Source organism: Bacillus sp. UNC437CL72CviS29 (assembly GCF_000482345.1).
Taxonomy (GTDB): Bacteria; Bacillota; Bacilli; order Bacillales; family Bacillaceae_G; genus Bacillus_A; species Bacillus_A arachidis.
In genome coordinates this window covers 13,810-35,155 of record NZ_AXVB01000031.1, presented here as the reverse complement: position 1 = coordinate 35,155, position 21,346 = coordinate 13,810, and the positions used below count along the sequence as shown (strand labels likewise).

Sequence of the window (21,346 nt, the reverse complement as noted above, 5' to 3'; positions counted from 1 at the left end):
TCATGACCAATTGGTCTCAATTAGATAAAGAATATGTAATGTCTACGTATCCCCGTACGCCGGTTGCTATAGAAAAGGGAGAAGGTTGTAAGCTTTATGATGTGAATGGTAAAGAATACCTTGATTTATTTTCTGGTGTGGGAGTAAATATATTAGGCTACAATCATCCTAATATTATAAATGCCACCTTTGAACAAGTTACAAAATGCTTACATCTTCCCTTTCATTTCTTAAACCCAGTGGCTATTGAATATGCAAAAAAATTAGTCGATTATTCTTTAAAGGATGGGAAAGTTTTTTATACAAACTCGGGTTCAGAGGCTACTGAGGCAACCTTAAAACTAATCCACAAGTACAGACATATAACGAATCAAAAACGTGATGGAGTGATTGTACTCAAAGAAAGTTTTCATGGACGTACATTAGGCGCTCTGCACTTTACAAGACAAGAAAGTATATATCAGAATTTTCCTCGTACGTCTATTCCTATATATGAAGTGGAACGAGAGAATTTAGAGGAACTTGAAAGAACCATACTCAAAGAAAATCCGATTGCTATTATGGTAGAACCAGTATTAGGAAGTGGTGGGATATACCCTTTGTCGGGGGGATATTTAAAAGGTGTTGAAGAGCTTTGTAGACAATATAATATGTTATTTATTGTTGACGAGGTGCAAAGTGGAATAGGGAGAACTGGGAAATTGTTTGCTTATCAACATTTTGATATTACACCTGATATTATTCAATTTGGTAAAGGAGCGGGAGGCGGTACACCATTAGGAGGGATAATAGTAGGTCCACGACTTTATGATATATTCTCACCAGGTGATCATGGAACAACATTCGCACATTCACCAATTGGTACGGCTTTAGGGTTGGCTGTATTAAAAACATTAATTGATGATGGTTTAATGCAAAAGTCTTATGAAACGTCCTTATATTTAAATGAAAAACTCCAAAAAATCCAGAAGGAAAACTCTTCTTTTATTGAAGAAGTGCGTCACTCTGGAATGATGTTTGGAATTAGTATTCAGGATACGAATGAAAATGTAAAAAAACTACAGTTGGAATTATTGAATAAAGGTATGCTTGTGGACGTTACAAATGGAAATACGATTCGTTTACTCCCTCCTTATATTATTACAAAGGCAGAAATCGATGAATTTATTAATCAGTTTATTTCTTGTATCCCCAAATCAGTCGCGTTGACAAGCGGGGTTTGATATACGATTATTCTTTTTGCTATTTACTTTTGTGGAGTTAGAATAAAGTCGTGCCGCTATATCCCTTTAGCTCTACTTGTTTTCCCTGGAAAATAGAATAGGTCGTCTGTCTTACAAGGGGACACTACAGAGCTTCTATATCGTTGTATCCTTTTTGTTGAACGAGAGGAACTATTTTTGTCCTAGCAGAAACAGAAGAATCCCCCAACTCAAGCTCGTGTAGAGGTAGGTGGGGGGAATTCAACACACCCATTTTTAAATTGTTTAGGTGAAACACCAGTATGTTTTTTAAATACTTTCGTAAAATGACTTTGATCATGAAAGTTTAATAGTGTGGAAATTTCGGATAAAGAATGTCTCGTATAGGTCATTAAACTTTTTGCCTCATCTATCTTAGCACGCTGGATATATTCGCTTACTGAAATTCCTACTTCTTTTTTGAAAAGGAAAGACAAATAACTAGAATTTAGTGCGGCTATTTTCGCTAAATGAGAAAGTGTAATATCTTCGTAAAGATGAGTGAATATATAATTTTGACATGCGTTGATGGGTTTTGAATACTTTTGCAACTTCCCATTTTTTACTCGTTCCGAAAACTCAAGTAAAGCATTCTCCAAAAATGGAATAATAGCTTTACTTTCTTTTATTTCTTCTAGGTTTTGGATGAGTAAGTCACTAAGGGTGTATGCGATTTCAGGGAATAGTCCACCATCTACGGCAGCTCTAGTCGCAAGTGTGATGGCTGCGATGGCGGAATTTTTTTGGCTACGCAGGTGACTCGTTTTCGATAACACCCCCAGATTCCCTTCTTCAGATAATCCCCTTAGGCTTTGAATTAAATCCTCCTTTTTCCCTTCTTTAATACATGCAAAGATTTTCTTCTCAGCCAGTGGATCGACATGAGTCAGTAAATTTTGACGGTGTTCCGATATACATATATCGGGCTGTTCCACTTCAAATTTTTCCTTTTCTAACAGCATATTTTTTTGCAGGATATCAACCATATCTAATTTTTGTTGATACAGCATGTAATAAAGGACCATGCTCAAATTTAAAAAATTCAAATTGCTTAAAACAGGGAGAGAATGATAATATCGAACCATTTCATCTTTGTTTATTTTTAGATGAAGGTCATTGATGATTCCTTTAATTGATACTTCTGATAGCCTCGAATAAAGGACAGGACCGACAATGATGTTCCCGCTAAGTTGGTCATTTGAACGCAGGTTAATTGAGAAATAGTTTTCAAGGCAGGAGGTCTCCCTTAGTACTGGAAAACGATAGAAGTTTTCCTCCTTAAATAGTTGACGAAATATCTCCTCTTTTGAAGTATACAATGGGTTATGCTGAAAGTTGCGAGAGAGTTCAAATGCTACATCTCTCTTTTTATCAAGAAAAAAGATAGGTATTTTATACATGTCAAAGACCAGCTTACAAATATAATATAAATCCTCTAGTTTGGAGAAATTCATTATTTTAACCTCCATTCATTAAAACTCAGTATAACATCAGCTAAAAATTTTACAATTTTTCTAAAAACAATACCATAATATCCGAAAAATAAAAACTATAATAGGTTTAAGAAAGCGCTTACCCAATAATCTTTTGATTAGGAGGACTATTATGAAAAGGGATATTAAGCAAATTATTTCACAAATGACACTAGAAGAAAAGGCAAGTCTATGTTCTGGATTAGATTTTTGGAATACAAAAGGGATTGAGCGATTGGGAATTCCTTCAATTATGGTAACTGATGGACCGCATGGACTTAGGAAACAGGCAGAGGGAGCAGATCACTTAGGGATTTATAATAGTGTCCCAGCTACTTGTTTCCCATCAGCAGTAGGATTAGCGAGTACATGGAATAAAGAATTAATAAAACAAGTAGGAGTTGCATTAGGAGAGGAATGTCAGGCTGAACATGTCGGTGTTCTTCTTGGGCCTGGGGCAAACATTAAGCGTTCGCCGCTGTGCGGAAGAAATTTTGAATATTTTTCAGAGGACCCTTATTTATCATCTCAAATGGCTGCAAATCATATTAACGGCGTACAAAGTCAAGGGGTTGGAACATCATTAAAACATTTCGCGGCTAATAATCAGGAACATCGTAGAATGTCGACGGATGCTATTGTTGATGAGAGAACACTGCGTGAAATTTATCTTGCTAGTTTTGAAGGTGCTGTTAAGGAAGCACAGCCATGGACAGTAATGAGTGCTTACAACAAGGTGAATGGTGAATATGCTTCGGAAAATAACTATTTGTTAAATGATATTTTGAAGAATGAATGGGGATTTGAAGGTTTTGTCGTTTCTGATTGGGGTGCAGTAAATGAGCGTGTTGCAGGTTTAGCGAACGGTTTGGAACTAGAAATGCCTGCAAGCTTTGGAATTGGTGAGAAGAAGATTATTGATGCAGTTAATGGTGGTCAGCTATCTGTAGAAAAGCTTGATCAAGCAGTAGAACGTCTTCTTAACATTATTTTTAAAGCAGCTGATAACAAGCGGGAACACGCTGTGTATAGTAAGGATGCGCACCATCAGCTTGCAAGAAAAGTTGCACGCGAAAGTATGGTTTTGTTAAAAAATGAAGATGACATTCTTCCATTGAAAAAGGCAGGAACGGTAGCTGTAATTGGAGGATTTGCAAAGGCACCTCGCTATCAAGGCGGCGGAAGCTCTCATATTAATCCAACAAAACTGGAAAGCATTCTCGAAGAAATTGAAACTGTATCTGGTAAAAATACGAACGTATTATTTGCCGAGGGCTATGATCTTGCCGATGATGCTTTGGATGAAAACATGATTAATGTGGCAAAAGAAGTAGCAGCTGGAGCAGATACAGTGGTTCTTTTCGTTGGACTTCCAGATCGCTATGAATCAGAAGGGTATGACCGAAAGCATTTACATATGCCAGAAAATCACGTGCAATTAATTGAAGCCGTTGCAGAAGTTCAAAGTAATATCGTTGTAGTTTTAAGTAACGGTGCTCCAATTGAAATGCCATGGATAGGTAAAGTGAAAGGAATACTTGAAGGCTATTTGGGTGGACAGGCATTAGGAGGAGCGATTGCTGATTTATTATTTGGTGATGCGAATCCAAGCGGAAAATTAGCGGAAACATTCCCGAAAGTTTTAAGCGATAATCCTTCTTACTTAAACTTCCCTGGTGAAGGTGACATAGTGGAATATAAAGAAGGTGTGTTCGTCGGATACCGTTATTACGATACGAAAAATATTGAGCCATTGTTCCCATTTGGTTTTGGGTTAAGCTATACAAAATTTGAGTATGGTAATCTTTCAATTAATAAGAAAGAAATAAAAGATACGGAGACTGTTTCTGTCAGTGTAAATGTGAAAAATACTGGCAATGCAGCAGGTAAAGAAATTGTTCAGCTTTATATAAAAGATGTGGAAAGCAGTGTGATCCGTCCTGAGAAAGAGCTAAAAGGATTTGAAAAAGTGGAATTACAGCCAGGCGAAGAAAAAACGGTTACCTTTACGTTAGCTAAAAGAGCATTTGCTTATTATAACGTTGAATTGAAGGACTGGTATGTTGAAACAGGTGAGTTTGAAATTTTGGTAGGAAAGTCTTCAAAAGAGATCGTCTTGCATGAAAGCATTTATGTTCAATCAACGACTTTCATTCGAAAACCAGTACATCGTAATACGTTACTTGGGGACTTGTTTACAGACCAAAGTTTAGCACCAATTGCAAAAGAGCTTATGGCAAAGGCGCTAGAAGGTAGTCCGCTTGCTAGCATGTCTGAAGGAGATAGCGATACTTCCGAATTAATGGATGCTATGCTGGGCTATATGCCATTAAGGGCACTCGTGAACTTTAGCGCAGGTGCTTTTACAGAGGAAATGTTGAGTGAAATGATTGAGCTATTAAACAATGAGAAAGTGAATCGTTAAGCGGTGAGAATGAGGATTCTCGTACAGCAACATACTGAAGAACTCGGTAATAAAGTTTTCCGAAATTAAAATTATCAAAAAAGGAGACGGTAATGATGAGTAATACAACTTCTTACGTTAATCTAGTTTCTAAACTGAGCGAGGAGATACCAGTTGTCAAAAAAAGAGGATTCGATTTTATTGCTAAACCGATTCCTGATTCTGATGCGATTGGTGAATTAGACCCTCGAGTCCTCGGTGTGACTTTACAAACGGCAGAAAAAATGGCTGCGATGGAAAACCAGCCATTTGACCCTTCAGATACTATGGGCTTTGTTAAAGGAATGCGAGCTATGTTTGGTTGGAACAATGACGATGTTACGAAAAGTAAAGTCGAAACCACTTATAAAACAATTGATGGCACAAATGGGCCGATTCCTCTGCGGATCTATACGCCTTCTAATGAAGGGATTCTGCCTGCTGTTGTCTTCATTCACGGCGGAGGATTCATAGCCGGAAGTGTTGACGTCGTGGAAAATCCGTGTAAAGCATTGGCAGAAAAGGCAGGTGCCGTTGTTATTTCCGTTGATTATCGCTTAGCCCCTGAGCATCCATATCCAGCAGGTCTAACAGATTGTTTCGAATCCGTAACATGGGTGTATGAGCACGCTGAAGAAATTCGTGTGAATCCACAGCAAATTGCCATATCTGGAGACAGTGCGGGGGGGAATTTGTCTACAGTCTGTGCGTTAATGGATCGTGAGAATGGGACGGAAATGATTAAATTTCAGGCACTTATTTATCCGTCAGTAAATATGGCCGGCGTCCAAACCGAGGATTTCAACTGGAGCATTGATCAGTATGAGATTCGTAACCATGCAGAGATAATCACGCCACTGGTTACAGCATTGGGTGAAAGTAGTAGGGGGATCTTCCAAATCTATTTGCAAAATAATGCGGAAATCACAGATCCCCATGTTTCTCCACTGTTGTCGGATCAATTAAGCGGAATGCCGGAGACGCTAATTATAACTGCCGAATTTGATTATTTAAAAGTAGAGTGTGAAGCTTACGCGGCAAAACTAGTACGTAGCGGGGTTCCTACGAAGCTGATTCAGTACAATGGTACAGATCATGCTTTTATGGATAAAAGTGGTTTATATCCGCAAGCAGAAGATTTAATGAATGAAATTGCAAAAGAGATCAAGCGAGTGTTTGCTTAATATTATTCTGCGATTCACGGGCATGTGCTCGATTGGTGAGAGCTTTCCATCAGTGAGGGATGAAGAAAATTCCTCACTGATGGAATTTTTACTTTATCGAAAAAGCGGATTGTCAGGATGAAGAAACAAGTAGGCTGGGGAGAACGGTTCAGCTATGTCCTTTCAGATACGGTTTCCAATTTAATTTTTCAAATGATTACAAGAGCTTGCGGCAGATGTTTATAAATAAAGAGAATGTAAAAACATATGTCTAGTGGTATTTCAAAAAGAGAGTAAAAAATGAGTTACTTAAAGTGTTACTTTTATCAAATTTTAAAGCACAATATTGGTAGTGAAAAATTTCTTATCACCAATATTGTGTTTTTTTAGATTTACAGGTTAAGCAGAAAAAGAATCATTTTCCTTGATTAGTAAAAAGAAAATGTATATGATGAAATCAAACATATGAACATATGAACAAATATTCATATGTCTTGTGACATGAAACGAGGGGATAAAAAGTGTTAGATGTAATTATAGTAGGAGCTGGTCAAGCAGGTTTGGTTATGGGGTATTACTTGCGGCAAGGAAACTATAATTTTGTATTATTAGATGGAGAAAAAAGAATTGGTGATTCATGGAGAAAGCGATACGATTCTTTACAATTGTTTACACCAAGAGCTTATTGTACACTGCCGGGTATGAAGCTAGAGGGAAATCAAAATGAATTTCCTACTAAAGATGAAATCTCCAATTATTTAGAAGCGTATGCACAGCGTTTTTCTTTACCAGTGAGGCTACAACCAAATGTTTTTAAAGTAAGAAAGAGAGAGGATGAATTTGAGGTTTATACGCCTAAAGAAGTACTACGATCCAAACGTGTTATTATCGCATCAGGCGCTTTTGATCAACCTTTCATTCCTTCCATTTCTCAAAATCTTTCAAATGATATCTTTCAAATTCATTCTTCACAATATCAATCACCAAAGCAAATTCCAGAAGGAGCAGTTCTTGTAGTTGGGGGAGGAAACTCAGGTGCACAAATTGCAGTAGAACTTGCGAAATCTCGTGATGTTACGATTGCGGTAAGTCATCCGCTTTCTTTTTTACCACTAAAAATAATGGGAAGGAGTATTTTTTCCTGGCTTGAGAAAATAGGATTATTATATGCAGGAACCCATACAAGGCGGGGAAGGTGGTTTCAGAAGCAGAAAGATCCTATATTTGGTTATGAATGTAGAGAGCTTATTCGTAATGGAACAATAACAGTGAAGTCTAAGGTCGTAAATGCATTGCGGAACAAAGTAGTGTTTTCAGATGATAACACATGCCAGGTTCAGAATGTAGTATGGTCTACAGGATTTATACCAAATTATCATTGGATTGACGTAGAAGGTGCAGTGAATCAAGCAGGATTACCCGTTCATACAAGAGGCGTTAGCGGGATGCAAGGGTTATATTATATTGGATTGCCTTGGCAACATCAAAGAGGGTCCGCGCTTCTTTGTGGTGTGGGCCGAGATGCAGAGTTTTTATTTTCAATTATTCGAAAAGAAGATTTAATGTTAATAAAAAATAGATCGGTAGCAATTCCTACCGATCAGCAATATGTACATAATTAGGAGAGGTCAAACTTTTATTAAATTCATTATAATATATTCTGATAATTTAGAAAACTAAAAAATGATTTTTATATGTTGAGAAAGTTTTTTTACACCGTAATATATGGAGTATTAAGAATCTTGCATATAAAAAGTGTAGTGTCGGTTGCATGTATAAAGACGATAATACCAATTTTTATGTTATTTAGATATATATTCTGTTAAAGTTATAATATGGATATTGATTTGTGTATAAATAATATTAAAGTATGTTTATCAATGGAGAGAGGTATATAGTATGAAATTTGATGATCAACGTTTATTCGGAATTCGATTAGGTTCTTTACTTGTAACGGAAGAGAATCGGTACATGGTAATAAAGAAAAAAGAACATTATTCCCTATTAAACATTGAAACACTAGAGTGTACACCTCTTGAAGTATCATTGGAGTATCTTGAAGACATGCTACACGAGGATCTTCAAGAAAATATAAAGGAAATCATCGCCCCTGAGCATCTCAAGATTGTAGCTAAAAATATTATATAAAGAAAAAAGAGGAATCATAATGTAATGAAAAATCTATTGTTAGGTAGGGATACAGATGAAAATAAGTATTCATGAAAAAGATAATTCTAAAGTTGCCATTATAGAAAGTACTGATATCGTAATAGGTGATGTACAAGGAGCATTAGACTTAATGGCATCCATCAATTATGAGCATGATTGCCAAAAAATATTGATGAAAAAAATGAATATTACAGAGGAATTTTTCAACTTAAGAACTCGTCTAGCGGGTGAAATTTTACAAAAGTATATGAACTACGGCGTAAAATTAGCTATTGTCGGGGATTTCAGTGTATATAATAGTAAAAGTCTTGCGGATTTTATATATGAATGTAATAAAGGGAAGGCAGTATTCTTTTTAGCAGATGAAGAATCGGCTTTAAGTGCTCTACATTCTGTGTAGTATTGGATCTTTCTATGCTTGTCAGAACGAAAAAAGCTAGCTTTTTGCTAGCTTTTTTATTATAGGCCTGTTACTAAAGCTTCTTATAGTTTTAATAAGTTAACAATCTCTCCAATAATCCCCTCGTTTTGATGAACACCTAAATCCGAGTTTGTCATAATGACAGCGCCAGTACCTCTATAAGGATATGCAAGCATTAAACATTGAAACCCAACGCCCCAACCAAGTGAAGAAATTTCTATTTCTTGGTTTGGAGTGTCCAGAAATATACCCAATCCAGTCCACTTTGAACAACCTTGTGGAGAAATCATATCTTTGACGATTTTGGAGGAAAGACCGAGTTTGCTTTTGCTTTGTAAAGACTGGATGACTTCTATTACTAAAGTGGATAAATCTGTCGGAGTTGACCAAACTCCTGCAGCAGCTGAATATGGATAGGATGGATATTTTCCATCTACCACATGTCCGTTTTTATCGTGACCACAAGCGAAAGGATTATTTGTCGTATCTTGCATTGGGTGCAGGAGTGTACTGTTATTCATATGTAAAGGATCAAATATGAATTTTTGTAATAAAAGATTAAAAGGTTCCCCAGTAACGTCTTCTATGAGTTGTTCTATTATACAAAATCCTGCATCTGAATAGTGAAAGGTACTGTCCGGTTCATATTGCACTTCAATTGGGACTGGGCAATAAAATGTTTGACCTTGAAGAATTTGAAGAATGGTAGGTTTTCCTTTTGTAGAATGATATATATCAAAGCTTTCAGGTGGATCAATGATTCCTGATTGATGACTTAATAGATTTCGTAAGGTAACTTTTTTGCTACTAGTAAACTTATTCTCAGGAACTTTCCAAGATACAAGTTTATTATTCACATCTTCATCTAAGTTCAGTATCCCTTGATTTGCTAATTTCAATACGAGCATCGCTGTGAGGAATTTACTTATAGAACAAGCGCTAAAAATAGAATTTACGTTAACCTTCCTAGCTGTACCCAACTCAAGTGAGCCAAAACCTTCAGTGTGTTCTAATTTTCCGTTACGAATAATAGCTAAGCTTAGTCCGGATACCGAATATTGATTCATTTTTTCATATATATGTAGTGTTTTGAGTACCATATGATTATTCTTCCTCCATACTATTATAATCACTATATTATAAACTGGATGTAAAATAAAGGGAAATATAGAGGGGGAGGGGTGTATCATATTTAACTAGATTAGGAGTAGAATTTCATTGGTGATTTTGGTGTTTCAAAATTTTAAAAAATCAAATGATTCTATTTTTATATTGTGATAGCATTTGAAATGTAGTAAATATTGATGCAGAAAGGAAATAAAAAATATGAATATTAAGGTCGAAACTCTTCCACAATATCGCATCGCATATGTACGACAAGTTGGTCCATATGGTCCTGCTAATGTTCAAGCGATGCAAAAATTAAAGCAATGGGCTGCGGAAAAAAATCTTTTCTCTAGCACATCAATAATTCTTGGGATTTCACATGACACCCCTGAAACAACACTGCCTGAAAACTGCCGATACGATGCCGGTATCGTTATTTCAGACGATTATCAAATTGATGATCTCGTCGGTGAAAGCAAACTTTTTGGTGGGAAATATGCGATTTTCAAAGTCAAACACACAGCTGAAGATATTCAAAAAGCGTGGAGCGAAATTTTTTCTGCGTTGTCAAACTATGGTTATCAGATTGACGCTCGGCCAATTTTCGAAAGATACATTGGAGAGATGGTTCGCGATCATTATTGCGAAATCTGCGTGCCTATAAAATCATGACTTTCTGCACATCTAAAGTAAAACTAAAAAAGAAACCAGAAATTAGACGTATCTAATTTCTGGTTTCTTTTTATTTCTAAATTTAAAATATTTCTCTCACAACAATGGTGTATGTTGCATAGCATAAATTAAATACTGTATGACATATAGTAATAAAAATGAGGTGGGTGAATGAGTAATTTATTGAATTCGTTAACGACAGAGCTTAGGAGAGGAACATTGACATTAGCCGTTTTAAGTCAATTACGAACACCACAGTATGGATATTCACTTGTTCAGTTATTGGAGGAATCAGGTATTACGATTGATCAAAGTACTTTATATCCATTGCTTCGCCGATTAGAGAAACAGAATTTGGTGACAAGTAGTTGGGATACATCTGAAAGTAGACCTCGTAAATATTATGTTCTAAGTGAATATGGGCTAGATATCTTTTTACAGTTAAGAAGGGAATGGATGGAGAATTCAAAAAAGCTCTATAACTTATTAGAAGGGGAAGAAGATGATGAATCTAATTGAGATTTATATTCAGGAAGTTACAAGAAGGCTACCTGAAAAAAATCGTGAAGATATTACACTTGAGTTACGATCAACCATAGAGGATATGCTTCCTGATGATTACAGTGAAGAAGATGTAAAGGCGGTTCTTGAAAAATTAGGGAGTCCAGTCACATTGGCTAGTGGTTATCGAGATCGGCCAATGCACTTAATTGGTCCACGTTATTTTGATGTATATGTGGCGCTATTAAAAATGATTTTACCGATTGCCGCTGTCGTTTCGTTAATTTCGATGATTGCCGTATATTTTATTGGATATAGTGGAGAACAAGCGGTTATAAATATTGTTTTGAGTCTTATGGGCAAAGGAGCATGGACCATCATTGAAGTTGGGATCCAAGTATTCTTTTGGTTAACAGTTGTGTTTGCTATTTTAGAAAGAACAGATAATGGAAGAGATGAGCAGCCATTAACAGCAAGCCTTAAAAAATGGACTCCTGATGATTTGAAAAATATCCCTAATGTCCCTAAGAAAAAAACGATTTCAAAGGGCGAGGTATTTGGAAGTTTATTGTGGACTGCAATTTGGTCAACTCTTTATTTTTATGCGAATCATCTTGTAGGTGTATATGAAGGAGGTAGAAACGGACTTGAATTTGTAGCGCCAACTTTCAGTCAAGATGTTTTGCTTCGATATTGGCCAATCGTTGTTATAATGATAGGTTTAGAAATAGCATTGTCCCTTTATAAATTAATAAAGGGACAATGGACGCAAAGAATGGCAATATGCAATGCGGTCCTTCAGCTAATTGGAACCGTTGTATTCATTGTAATATTATTAAATCCTAATTTATTAAACAAAGATTTCATTACGTATATGGCGGATGTATTTACTATTACTACTAATCAATTTAAAACATGGATAGTTGGCGGTGGTATTTTCATCTTTACAATATCTGCAGTAATCAGTGCATTTGATGGTTTCCGCAAGGCTAAAATTCGTTAATCCGTATTTCTTTTTCAATTAATCATTGTTTTTCTTGAATAAGCAAAAATAGTTTATTCATTTCACTAAGGCTATTAAAATACCAAAACCTCCTGCTTTTTAATTGAAATCAGGGGGGGTTCTTTACTTAATGATTATAAGTTATGTCTGGAATCACGAAGATGATGGTCGTACTTAGGTTGTTCCTTCTTTAAAGCAATTCATTGAATGGTGGAGTGACGGAACAATTAGTATTTAAAGTATTACACCTGAAAAGTTGCCTTTTAATACTACTTTTTCATTTTGATTTTCACATGAAAAGGATGTAATAATAGCTGTTCTATTATTTTCTTGCCTTTCGTACTTTTCAATTTTAACTTCACAAATTATCGTATCCCCTGTAAATACAGGTCTTAAAAACTCAAAATTCATAGTACGAGCCAGTACGTTATTATCTCCACCTATTTTCGTTGGTAGAGTTGCCGTTAGTAATCCTTGAATTACAAGTCTTCCCTGTTCATCTGGTGTTATATGGTGAATCCCTTCATCACCTGAAACCTCTGTGAATAATTCAACGTCCCTTACTGAAAAAGTTCGTTCAAACGTAATGATATCTCCTGCTTTTAAAGACATATAAATCTCCCCCTAAAGTTTAAATACTGTTATGGTTTATTATAGTTTGAATATTATAGCAATTAAGGGCGGTGTTCAACTATTCTGACCATTAGTTCAATAAGGTACACATATAGATTAAAATAAGTTGAGTGAAAAAATAAATACGTTATATAGTAAAATATAGTTTGATAGGAAATAATTTGAAAATAAAGGCTGGGATCGTACATGTATACAGTTGGACAGTTTTCAACAATATGTGGTGTATCTATAAAAACGTTACATCACTATGATGCAATTCATCTTGTAAAACCTTTGCATACTGATTCTGTAACAGGATATCGGTATTATGATTATGGGCAAATAAAAACGTTACAATATATAAAAAAGCTAAAGAGTTTCGGTTTTTCATTACAAGAAATACAGGAAGTCATAGAAAGTCATGATGACACCGGATTAGTGAATCATTTGCAAGAAAAGGCTCTACAGTTAGAGCGGAAAATGATAAAAATACAGCAAACTTTGGAGGGGATTCATCAATCTATTAATGATTTGAAAAGAAATGAGCCGTTTGTAACTGTTTCAAATGTAACAGAATGCTTTGAAGAAATACGGGAAAGACAATGGATTTATGGCGTTCGTGAAAAAGTATGTATGCGAGAAATCGATTTTACTGTAAAAAAATTGTTTGAAAGGTTATACGCATATGGGCTAGAAGCAGATGGGAAAATGATGACAGTTTTTCATCAATTTGATAAAGGGAATGCACCGATAGATTTAGAAGTTTGTGTACCTATAAAAGAGTACGATCGTGCACTTTCAAATGTTCGTTGTTTAGAGGGGGGAAAACATATTTGCGCGATTGTAAAAGGACCGTATTCGGAATTAGAAATTGCATATGAAAAAATAATGGATTTCATTGAGGAAAAGGGATATGTAGTAAGGGATTCACCTTTTGAAGTGTATGAACAGGGAGTGTTTACTGAACAAATCGATTATAAAAACATTCGGCCGGCATCCAAACATAATCCGTTACATTTTATAACGAAAGTGTGTGTTCCGGTCTATTCTTAATTGACCCTCCTGTTACAGGAGGATATACCTTATCCTTAGGAAGAGAAAAGGAGAGGGTTATATGTATCACCCAAGGCTACGGGGAACACATTATGAGATGGGAAAACATTATGGAAGCATTTTATATAAAAATGGTTTTCGATTCCCAAAAGTTTCAGAAGAAAAATTAATATTTGGGAGACAAAGTCATGGTTTATTAAAAGACTTTTACCCAGAACTTATAGAAGAAATGAAAGGGTTTGCTGAAGGTTGTTATGTAACGTATGAAGAGGTCAGTTCTTTTATATTGAGTATAGGCGTATTCGAACCAGAAGCGCAATGTAGTATATTTGCATGTTATAACGGTTCAGAAGTGATTATGGGAAGAAACTATGATTTGATTTTAGATATGAAAAAATATACGGAGAGTTCACTCGTTTGTCCTAACGAGAAATATTCGTATGTTGGACATTCTGATGTGTTTTTAGGGAAAGTAGATGGGATGAATGAACAAGGATTAGCAGTGGCGATTACGCTTGTACAAAGTGAATATAAAGAAGTGGGATTAAATTTTTATGTGGCAGTTCGCAAAATATTAGAAAATGCAAGTACGGTAGAAGAGGCGATACATATTATAAGTGAATTCCCGTCTTCAATTTGTAATAATTACTTATTAGCAGACGGGTCAGGAAATATGGCAGTAGTAGAAAAAGCGCCACATAACATGTTTGTACGGAGACCAAGAGAGGATGAAAATTTTATCATTTGTACAAATCATTTTGTAAGTAAAGAAATGATAGGTTTACAACAAAATGTTAATAATGATTGGAGTAAATCCCAAAATAGATATATCTATATGGAGGAACAGTTAAGAAAAAATGCGCAGTTAAATCGAGAAAGTGTACAGGGTATCTTATCGAATAGTAAAGAACATGTCTGTTTAAATCTAAAAAAATATAATTTTGGGACGTTATATTCAGTTGTATATGAGTTAAATAGCTTAAGAATACATCGTGCAGAAGGGCAGCCAAATCGCTGCAAATATAAAGAAGATAGAAGATTGGTAGAAGAAATTCATAAAAAGGGAAGAGGGATATAAAATGAAGCTTTCTGAATTTCAGCAGTATGTAGCAAACTTCAGTGAAGAAAAAGGATTTCAGAATACAACGATTGAAATGCGTACAATGTACTTAATGGCGGAATTAGGGGAACTAGCAGAAGCAATTGTAAAGCGAAATGAGGATCAGAATACGAATAGAGAAATAGGCTTAGAGATGTTTGATGTAATTTGGAATGTGTGCGATTTAGCGAATAAATTAGAAATTGATTTAGAGGAAGCATTTCAGGAAAAGATGAAAATCAATCGAGATAGAGAGTGGTAAAGATATAAAGTTAGATGATATGACACTAACATGAAATAATAGTGAAAGGAATGCAATAGGTAGGAATTTACGTGAAGATGAAGTTATTGTATTAGAGGATTTAAAATCTGCACTAGAAATAGCAAAAAGCTGTAACGTTACATTTGCCAGCTGGTTGGTCCCATCAAATTCCGGGAATTAATAAGCAAAGGGAAAAGGAATCAGATTATTATTTTGAGACTGTAGAGAAGTTTAAAAAGTTATCTTTAATGAATAAAGAGGAGAAAGAACTTGGGATACACCAAGTTCTTTTTTTTATGCTACATCGCAGATATTAAAATAATCGTAGATGTTCTATTGGACAAATAGCGCATTTCAAGAGGGAATAGAGTATGTAATTGTACAATTAGAAAAGTATGAATGATAAGAAGATTATGTTAGTTTTTGTTAATTTTTGTATGTATAATGAATATGGAGGGGAAATGACATGAAATTTAGACGGTTACTAAATCTAATAACAATGGTTGCATTATTAACATTGTCTGCTTGTGCTGAAAAAGAAGCAGTAAAGCCAGCAGAGGAGAAAAAAGAAAATACGGCATTGAATCAAGAAGGAAAAAATTCTGCAGAGAAAAAAGAAGAAGTACAAAAGAAAGAAGAGGGACAAATTGGAATTGCAACAACAGTAGAGGAATTAAAGCAACATATTGATAAACGTGGATACATACTTTACACAGATCATCCGATTCGCCGTGTTACGAGTGAAGATGGTCGAAGAACTGATATATCTAATTATGGGGATTTAATTGTAAATGTTCATACAGGGGAGCCGCTGGAAAATGCGCCAACTGATTTGATTAAAGAAGGGTTTACATTTATGACTAGAGGACAGGATCCTTCTTTTCAGTATAAATCATGGGATGAAATATCGAATTTAGAAAGAGCACTTGTAAAGGCTGTATACGTATCTGTTCGGTCACTTCGTGTATTAGAAGCACCCGCAAGACAAGGTGATTTTTCAAATGATGAGATTACAGGGGCACTTGCATATCTTCGAAAAGGTGGAGAATCTGATTATATGGCCCCAGTAGCACAATCTGAAACAGATTCCGGGTTATATGCAAAATATGAAATGATGAAGAAAAGTTGGCGTGAATTGGCAAACATTGAAAAACCAAAGGAAAATAAAGTGGCCTTTTCAGAAGCATATGAAAAAGCACGACAAGAAACAAATAATATGATAGGTGTGCTAAATATTTTATTATCTAAAAATTATAAGGAGCGTCTATCAAAGCTTCCTAGTAAATAAAAATGTGCAGAAAAAACGAGGGGAAGTAATGATTATGAGAAAAGAACAAGCGTTAAAAGTAGGGGTGTGCATAGCCTTATTAGGGGGATGACAGTTTGCTAGTTTTGTAAAGCCAGTGCATGCGGTAGTAAAAGAAGAACAAAGCGTAATTAAAAATCAGGAGAGGACTATTTCAATCTCTCAGATAAACTCAAAAGTATGGGTTCATACAGAACTTGGTTACTTTAATGGGGACGCAGTCCCTTCAAATGGCTTAATATTAAATATCTCTAAAGGGTTGGTACTTATTGATTCTTCCTGGGATGATAAATTTACAAAGGAATTAATAGAGATGACTGAAAAGAAATTTCAAGAGTGATATATAAAGAACCCATTTAAGGGTTCTTTTGTTTTGTTGATTTTTTGACTTGATGATCTTTTCCCCATTCACACATTTCATTCATAATTTGAATTAAAGATTTTCCATATTCACTTATTGTATATTCAACTCTTGGTGGAACTTCTTTATATACAGTACGATGGATGATTCCATCAGCTTCAAGTTGTCGCAATTGTTGCGTCAGAACTTTTTGTGTAATATCTGGGATTGCACGTTTCAGTTCGTGTGTCCGTTTCTTTCCGCTCATGAGAATGCATAAAATACTACTCTTCCATTTTCCTCCGATGACTTCAAGGGTGGTAGCGATAGGAAAGTTATGATTCTGATTCATCTATATATTACACCTCCATAGGTACTTTGAGGTTCCTATAGCACCTGAAAGTACGTACTTTTCAATTATATGTAACTAACACATACTAATACTTAAGGATTTCATTTTTTTATAAGGGGGAAAATAATCGATGAAAACACTTGTAATTGTAGCACATCCTAATATTGAAGAGTCACGGATTAATAAAAGATGGAAAGAAGAATTGGAAAAGTATTCTAATGAGATAACAGTGCATGAATTATATAAAACAGCTCCTAATTGGGAATTCGATGTTGATTATGAACAGAGGTTATTATTAGAACACGATCGTTACATATTTCAATTTCCGTTCTATTGGTATAGTTCACCACCATTATTAAAGAAGTGGTTTGATGATGTGCTGACGTACGGCTTTGCATATGGTTCTACAGGGGATAAAGTACGTAATAAAGAGTTTGGTTTGGCGATTTCTATAGGGGGATTAGAGACGCAGTATAAAGATGGGTTTACAATGAACGAACTAACAAAACCATTCCAGGCGACTTGTCTATATACGGGGATGAAATTTATACCAACATTTACGTTGTATGGAGCGGAATATCAACTAAAGGATGAAGATATCGAGAGCAGTGCAGCTAAGTATATTAACTATATTATGAATAAACGTAATCTTTATATATGATTTAAAAATATTCCGGTCCTTTTGTAGGTATCGGGATATTTTTTATGTAAGTAAACGTAATAATAAAACAGTAAGTCGAAAGAGATGTAATATTCATGAAACAAACTCCTTTTCAAGTTGATTCATACATGTAAACGCCGCAATAATTTTTGTGCGATTTTTTAATCCAGTTCAAATTGTTTAATAGTTACGTCACAACGGATGGTACCATTACTAAAAACTGGGCGTGAGAATATTTCGATATTTATTTAGTTAATACAACTGAAAGCTAATGGGCAAGTCTCTGCGATTGATGAACCGTTTTTGAGAAACAAGTCAATCATTCTCGCCACTCCACGTAAAGACTTTCTATATCATTTTTCCTAATAGCTAATTACTCAAAATTATTTATATTTCCTTTTTATTTGAACTCATTTAAGGTGCAATTTGAAGGAATTCATCTATAAATTCCATAATTAGAGCATAAACAAAAAGAGTGATTGGCAGTGAATTTACAATTAAAGCAAAACTTCTTTTAGTTAAATTTTCTTTACTGAACATTGAAACGATGCTCAAGGGAATGCCAAATAAGGAAGTAAAAAACGCAAGTGATATAAAGACACTTAGGATAGATTCCACACTCTCGTCCGAAGTTATAGATGAAATGAATAAGGAGGTTGGTATAACAATAATCGTAGTCAGTGCTGTAAAGAACGAGATTTTAGTGAATACCTTCAGATTTTTCCTTTCCAAAAAATTCACCTCTCTTTACAAAAATTATATCATAATGGGCTTAAATTGGTAATGTATGAATAGACCGCAAAGCTATCGGAGGAATATGTTTTGCCGCCTTTGGATCAAAATCGCTTATTAACTTGGTTCTGTTGCAAGGTTTTCTAAACTAAACTTCCCATTCTTTTTCTAATAGGTGTTTTTCCATAAAAAACCTCCACATGTAGTATGTAAAGAGATTATCTCATGGGTTATATACAAATGGCTGGTGGAAAATATTTGACGCTTACTTATGTAATGGATTGGTTTGGAATAAGGTTTGAACAAATGGATTCTTTTTGTATGGATGAACATTTCATTTTATAAAAAAGTTTGCTTAAAACTTATGTAGAAGCCTCATTTTTATGTACGTAAGGTATTTTATATTCTTGATCGCTACTCAATATAAAAGGCCCCTGAATAGAAAAAAGAGACCTTTTTCGTAACTAATTTATATGAGATATGACTTGTTCGGTTGAAAGTTGTTATGTAAGGAATGTGTCATTGGCTTTTGAAACTTTCTTACCATCTTTATAGTCAAGGCAAGAAACTTCAATTAATAAACCATTAAATACTGTAAAGTAAAACCCGTAACTACTACCTCTCATTGTATAAGGTTCCTTATCTATTTCGATGCCTCCAGCAACTAAACGATTATATGCTTGATCAACTTCACTTGAAGTTTCCACCAAAAAACCAATGTGAAAAGCTTCAGGATATGTAACAGCCTTGTTTCCCTTGAATGCTTTTGGATCACTTAACACGAGAATAAATCCATTTTCATCACTCATGACTACAAGAGCTTTTCCTTTTTGCTCTAAAAATTGGAAATCAAAAAATGTTTCAAAGAAATGCCTAGCTTCTGATAAATCATCAACACATAGATTCAAATGATTTAACTTCATTCAACCATCTCCTTTTAAACAGGAATTAAACAGAAATATATTGCCTTATACGAGTAACACCTGAATGGTAAAAGAAAAGTATTAGAGTGTTACTGATATGATTTTTTTTATGATTAATAGTTCAGGCAACTAGACTATATATATGCTACATAACATCATAATTATTCTGTAGTTATCTTTACTATCAATATGAAATTGCTTTTTCCTATACGGGTACATCAAAAGAGACCAAATAATGAACTTTCTATTCAATAAGATGCAGTTGTGGATTTGAAATAAAGTCGCGATGTTTTGAATAAAGTCACGACGTTTCTAAAAATGTTACGATATTTTTTCCCTTAGATAATTTTTGTCTAAGGGTAGGTTTCTTTTTTAACTATAGGAACAGATTTGCTTAATAAGAAAATAATAACGGACTGAATCTACACCTGAAGTTGCATGGAAATTTTATCCTTAAATTGTTATATTTAATGGGAATGGTTCTTATTATTTGGCAATAGATGAACAGATTGAGTTAAGAGCCTACTGAAATATTAATCCTAATAGATTTTAGATATAAGGAGGGGTAGTTTATTTTAAAAAAATTATTGCGAAAGATTGGTTATCCAAATTGTGTGTTAATAGGGCTCATTTTACTATTATGGATCAGTTCTTTTTTTATTGGTGGTATATTTGGTGCGTATTCATGGGCAATACTCAAATTAGTTTTACCTATCATAGGAGCACTAGGATTATTAATTAATTTTGTCATGTTTATCATTTTAATTGTTAAAAAGAAAAAAAGTTTAAAGTTGTTTATTAATGTAATGATAAACATAGTATTAATCTTTCCAATTTTAATGACCATGAATATTATTCTCTGTGCTTATCCAAACAATATTAAGCGTGCACAACCATCTATAACGGTAAGTTGGCCTTTAGCTGAAAAAACTGTAGTTGGTTGGGGGGGAGATAGTGTCAAAGATAATTTACCTCATGCAACATGGGCATCAGAGAGATGGGCATATGATTTAGTAATGGAACCATATAATATTAAAAGTGATAGGAATGAAGATTACGGAATATGGAATAAAGAAATTCATACGCCGGTTTCTGGAATAGTAGTTGCTGTTTCAGATGATGAAGCTGACATTAAACCAGGATCAGAAAATTTTAATTCAATGGAAGGAAATCATGTGTACATAAAAATAAAAGAAACAGGTACTTATCTTTTACTTAACCATTTAAAAAAAGATAGTATCTCTGTTCAAGTAGGAGATCATGTAAAACCAGGGGATGTAATAGGACGTGTTGGGAATAGCGGTTCATCTTCAGAACCTCATTTACATATTCATCATCAAAGACAAGATCCAACTAAAGTTATACACCCTGTCTTAGCAGAAGGATTACCTCTCTTTTTTAAAGGTATAAACGGTGACTTAATGCCGAAAAAAGATGCTGTTATAAAACCCCAAAATACTCCATTGAAGTAACAATTTTTTATTTCAGAAAAATTACATCTGAAAGATTAATCGATTTGATTCAGTTAACGAGCACTAATATTCAACAAAACGAACCTAAAAATGATCAACCATTTTTATAAACAATAATCATCAAATAACAAATCGAACTCATATTTTGATCAATCTTTTTTCAAAATGTGAGTTTTTCTTATGTTATAAATCCAGCGTTTGTAGTTCCATTTTAATCAAACACTATTTCAAACCAACAGCAGTTCGTTATTTGGATCGTTTTTTCTAGGATTGATTTGTAAAATTAGAAAGCACCGTGAAGAGATTAGTAAATCTGTTAAAATACAGCCTTTGATGCATAAT

20 protein-coding genes and 2 pseudogenes are annotated in these 21,346 nt (G+C 34.6%); 16 read left to right on the top strand and 6 right to left on the bottom strand.

The features are described 5' to 3' along the window. The first annotated feature begins 2 nt into the window (after positions 1–2). Complete coding sequence (locus M014_RS0119785) at positions 3–1,223, top strand: aspartate aminotransferase family protein (protein WP_026593245.1); 1,221 nt, start codon at positions 3–5, stop codon at positions 1,221–1,223. Between the two features lie 209 nt (positions 1,224–1,432). Here the strand turns inward: M014_RS0119785 and M014_RS0119780 are convergent, their stop codons facing one another. Then, positions 1,433–2,695, bottom strand: a complete 1,263-nt coding sequence (locus tag M014_RS0119780) for a helix-turn-helix domain-containing protein (RefSeq protein WP_026593244.1) — start codon at positions 2,693–2,695, stop codon at positions 1,433–1,435. Between the two features lie 151 nt (positions 2,696–2,846). Here M014_RS0119780 and M014_RS0119775 point away from each other — a divergent pair, with 151 nt between their 5' ends. The 5 genes from M014_RS0119775 to M014_RS0119755 all read left to right on the top strand — a co-directional run bounded on the left by M014_RS0119775 (position 2,847) and on the right by M014_RS0119755 (position 8,888). Then, complete coding sequence (locus M014_RS0119775; RefSeq protein ID WP_026593243.1) at positions 2,847–5,138, top strand: glycoside hydrolase family 3 C-terminal domain-containing protein; 2,292 nt, start codon at positions 2,847–2,849, stop codon at positions 5,136–5,138. Positions 5,139–5,233: 95 nt separating this feature from the next. After that, positions 5,234–6,340: an alpha/beta hydrolase gene (locus tag M014_RS0119770; RefSeq protein WP_026593242.1), complete on the top strand. Its 1,107-nt coding sequence runs from the start codon at positions 5,234–5,236 to the stop codon at positions 6,338–6,340. Positions 6,341–6,840: 500 nt separating this feature from the next. Continuing rightward, on the top strand, positions 6,841–7,941 hold the full coding sequence (locus tag M014_RS27295; RefSeq protein WP_081811095.1) for a flavin-containing monooxygenase: 1,101 nt from the start codon (positions 6,841–6,843) through the stop codon (positions 7,939–7,941). A gap of 277 nt (positions 7,942–8,218) precedes the next feature. Next, positions 8,219–8,467: a hypothetical protein gene (locus M014_RS0119760; protein ID WP_026593241.1), complete on the top strand. Its 249-nt coding sequence runs from the start codon at positions 8,219–8,221 to the stop codon at positions 8,465–8,467. A gap of 55 nt (positions 8,468–8,522) precedes the next feature. Continuing rightward, positions 8,523–8,888, top strand: a complete 366-nt coding sequence (locus M014_RS0119755; RefSeq protein WP_026593240.1) for a DUF4180 domain-containing protein — start codon at positions 8,523–8,525, stop codon at positions 8,886–8,888. 83 nt (positions 8,889–8,971) lie between these two features. On the opposite strand, the gene M014_RS0119750 is transcribed toward M014_RS0119755, so the two are convergent. Beyond that, positions 8,972–10,009, bottom strand: coding sequence for a serine hydrolase domain-containing protein (locus M014_RS0119750; RefSeq protein WP_026593239.1), 1,038 nt, complete (start codon positions 10,007–10,009; stop codon positions 8,972–8,974). Positions 10,010–10,235: 226 nt separating this feature from the next. On the opposite strand from M014_RS0119750, the gene M014_RS0119745 reads away from it, so the two are divergent. The 3 genes from M014_RS0119745 (at position 10,236) to M014_RS0119735 (ending at position 12,192) form a co-directional block, all read left to right on the top strand. Next, positions 10,236–10,688 (top strand): AraC family transcriptional regulator, encoded by a 453-nt coding sequence (locus M014_RS0119745; protein WP_026593238.1) that lies wholly within the window; start codon positions 10,236–10,238, stop codon positions 10,686–10,688. A gap of 171 nt (positions 10,689–10,859) precedes the next feature. Further along, positions 10,860–11,207: a PadR family transcriptional regulator gene (locus tag M014_RS0119740; protein WP_026593237.1), complete on the top strand. Its 348-nt coding sequence runs from the start codon at positions 10,860–10,862 to the stop codon at positions 11,205–11,207. Further along, entirely contained in the window at positions 11,194–12,192 is a 999-nt protein-coding gene (locus M014_RS0119735) for an HAAS signaling domain-containing protein (protein ID WP_026593236.1), read from the top strand. The genes M014_RS0119740 and M014_RS0119735 overlap by 14 nt, the downstream gene beginning before the upstream one ends. Before the next feature lie 234 nt (positions 12,193–12,426). Here M014_RS0119735 and M014_RS0119730 read toward each other — a convergent pair whose 3' ends face one another. Next, entirely contained in the window at positions 12,427–12,804 is a 378-nt protein-coding gene (locus M014_RS0119730; protein WP_026593235.1) for an FAS1-like dehydratase domain-containing protein, read from the bottom strand. 207 nt (positions 12,805–13,011) lie between these two features. On the opposite strand from M014_RS0119730, the gene M014_RS0119725 reads away from it, so the two are divergent. The 5 genes and pseudogenes from M014_RS0119725 to M014_RS27290 all read left to right on the top strand — a co-directional run. Continuing rightward, positions 13,012–13,857, top strand: coding sequence for a MerR family transcriptional regulator (locus M014_RS0119725; RefSeq protein ID WP_026593234.1), 846 nt, complete (start codon positions 13,012–13,014; stop codon positions 13,855–13,857). Positions 13,858–13,918: 61 nt separating this feature from the next. Beyond that, complete coding sequence (locus M014_RS0119720) at positions 13,919–14,935, top strand: C45 family autoproteolytic acyltransferase/hydolase (protein ID WP_026593233.1); 1,017 nt, start codon at positions 13,919–13,921, stop codon at positions 14,933–14,935. A 1-nt stretch (position 14,936) separates the two neighbouring features. Next, complete coding sequence (locus M014_RS0119715) at positions 14,937–15,218, top strand: MazG nucleotide pyrophosphohydrolase domain-containing protein (RefSeq protein ID WP_026593232.1); 282 nt, start codon at positions 14,937–14,939, stop codon at positions 15,216–15,218. 466 nt (positions 15,219–15,684) lie between these two features. After that, positions 15,685–16,506, top strand: a complete 822-nt coding sequence (locus M014_RS0119710) for a hypothetical protein (RefSeq protein WP_026593231.1) — start codon at positions 15,685–15,687, stop codon at positions 16,504–16,506. 34 nt (positions 16,507–16,540) lie between these two features. After that, positions 16,541–16,861, top strand: a pseudogene (locus M014_RS27290) (subclass B1 metallo-beta-lactamase); the annotation flags it as partial. Between the two features lie 19 nt (positions 16,862–16,880). Here M014_RS27290 and M014_RS0119700 read toward each other — a convergent pair. Then, positions 16,881–17,216, bottom strand: a complete 336-nt coding sequence (locus tag M014_RS0119700; RefSeq protein WP_026593229.1) for a winged helix-turn-helix transcriptional regulator — start codon at positions 17,214–17,216, stop codon at positions 16,881–16,883. Between the two features lie 130 nt (positions 17,217–17,346). Between M014_RS0119700 and M014_RS0119695 the strand changes: the two genes are divergently transcribed. Further along, entirely contained in the window at positions 17,347–17,877 is a 531-nt protein-coding gene (locus M014_RS0119695) for an NAD(P)H-dependent oxidoreductase (protein ID WP_026593228.1), read from the top strand. Between the two features lie 93 nt (positions 17,878–17,970). Here the strand turns inward: M014_RS0119695 and M014_RS30240 are convergent. After that, positions 17,971–18,110, bottom strand: a pseudogene (locus M014_RS30240) (enoyl-CoA hydratase); the annotation flags it as partial. A gap of 1,002 nt (positions 18,111–19,112) precedes the next feature. Next, positions 19,113–19,532 carry a VOC family protein gene (locus tag M014_RS0119680; RefSeq protein ID WP_026593226.1) on the bottom strand — a complete coding sequence of 140 codons (420 nt, stop codon included), beginning with the start codon at positions 19,530–19,532 and terminating at the stop codon, positions 19,113–19,115. A 614-nt stretch (positions 19,533–20,146) separates the two neighbouring features. On the opposite strand from M014_RS0119680, the gene M014_RS27285 reads away from it, so the two are divergent. Further along, a complete protein-coding gene (locus M014_RS27285; protein WP_231503980.1) occupies positions 20,147–21,004 on the top strand; it encodes a M23 family metallopeptidase in 858 nt (285 codons plus the stop codon). Positions 21,005–21,346 lie beyond the last annotated feature (342 nt).

Bases quoted from the DNA above. Each gene is read 5' to 3' on its own strand.
- M014_RS0119700 (WP_026593229.1), bottom strand. From the start codon at position 17,216: ATGAATCAGAATCATAACTTTCCTATCGCTACCACCCTTGAAGTCATC.
- M014_RS0119740 (WP_026593237.1), top strand. From the start codon at position 10,860: ATGAGTAATTTATTGAATTCGTTAACGACAGAGCTTAGGAGAGGAACA.
- M014_RS0119680 (WP_026593226.1), bottom strand. From the start codon at position 19,532: ATGAAGTTAAATCATTTGAATCTATGTGTTGATGATTTATCAGAAGCT.
- M014_RS0119785 (WP_026593245.1), top strand. From the start codon at position 3: ATGACCAATTGGTCTCAATTAGATAAAGAATATGTAATGTCTACGTAT.
- M014_RS0119725 (WP_026593234.1), top strand. From the start codon at position 13,012: ATGTATACAGTTGGACAGTTTTCAACAATATGTGGTGTATCTATAAAA.
- M014_RS0119755 (WP_026593240.1), top strand. From the start codon at position 8,523: ATGAAAATAAGTATTCATGAAAAAGATAATTCTAAAGTTGCCATTATA.
- M014_RS0119775 (WP_026593243.1), top strand. From the start codon at position 2,847: ATGAAAAGGGATATTAAGCAAATTATTTCACAAATGACACTAGAAGAA.
- M014_RS0119745 (WP_026593238.1), top strand. From the start codon at position 10,236: ATGAATATTAAGGTCGAAACTCTTCCACAATATCGCATCGCATATGTA.
- M014_RS0119695 (WP_026593228.1), top strand. From the start codon at position 17,347: ATGAAAACACTTGTAATTGTAGCACATCCTAATATTGAAGAGTCACGG.
- M014_RS0119710 (WP_026593231.1), top strand. From the start codon at position 15,685: ATGAAATTTAGACGGTTACTAAATCTAATAACAATGGTTGCATTATTA.
- M014_RS0119735 (WP_026593236.1), top strand. From the start codon at position 11,194: ATGAATCTAATTGAGATTTATATTCAGGAAGTTACAAGAAGGCTACCT.
- M014_RS0119780 (WP_026593244.1), bottom strand. From the start codon at position 2,695: ATGAATTTCTCCAAACTAGAGGATTTATATTATATTTGTAAGCTGGTC.
- M014_RS0119720 (WP_026593233.1), top strand. From the start codon at position 13,919: ATGTATCACCCAAGGCTACGGGGAACACATTATGAGATGGGAAAACAT.
- M014_RS0119750 (WP_026593239.1), bottom strand. From the start codon at position 10,009: ATGGTACTCAAAACACTACATATATATGAAAAAATGAATCAATATTCG.
- M014_RS0119770 (WP_026593242.1), top strand. From the start codon at position 5,234: ATGAGTAATACAACTTCTTACGTTAATCTAGTTTCTAAACTGAGCGAG.
- M014_RS0119730 (WP_026593235.1), bottom strand. From the start codon at position 12,804: ATGTCTTTAAAAGCAGGAGATATCATTACGTTTGAACGAACTTTTTCA.
- M014_RS0119715 (WP_026593232.1), top strand. From the start codon at position 14,937: ATGAAGCTTTCTGAATTTCAGCAGTATGTAGCAAACTTCAGTGAAGAA.
- M014_RS0119760 (WP_026593241.1), top strand. From the start codon at position 8,219: ATGAAATTTGATGATCAACGTTTATTCGGAATTCGATTAGGTTCTTTA.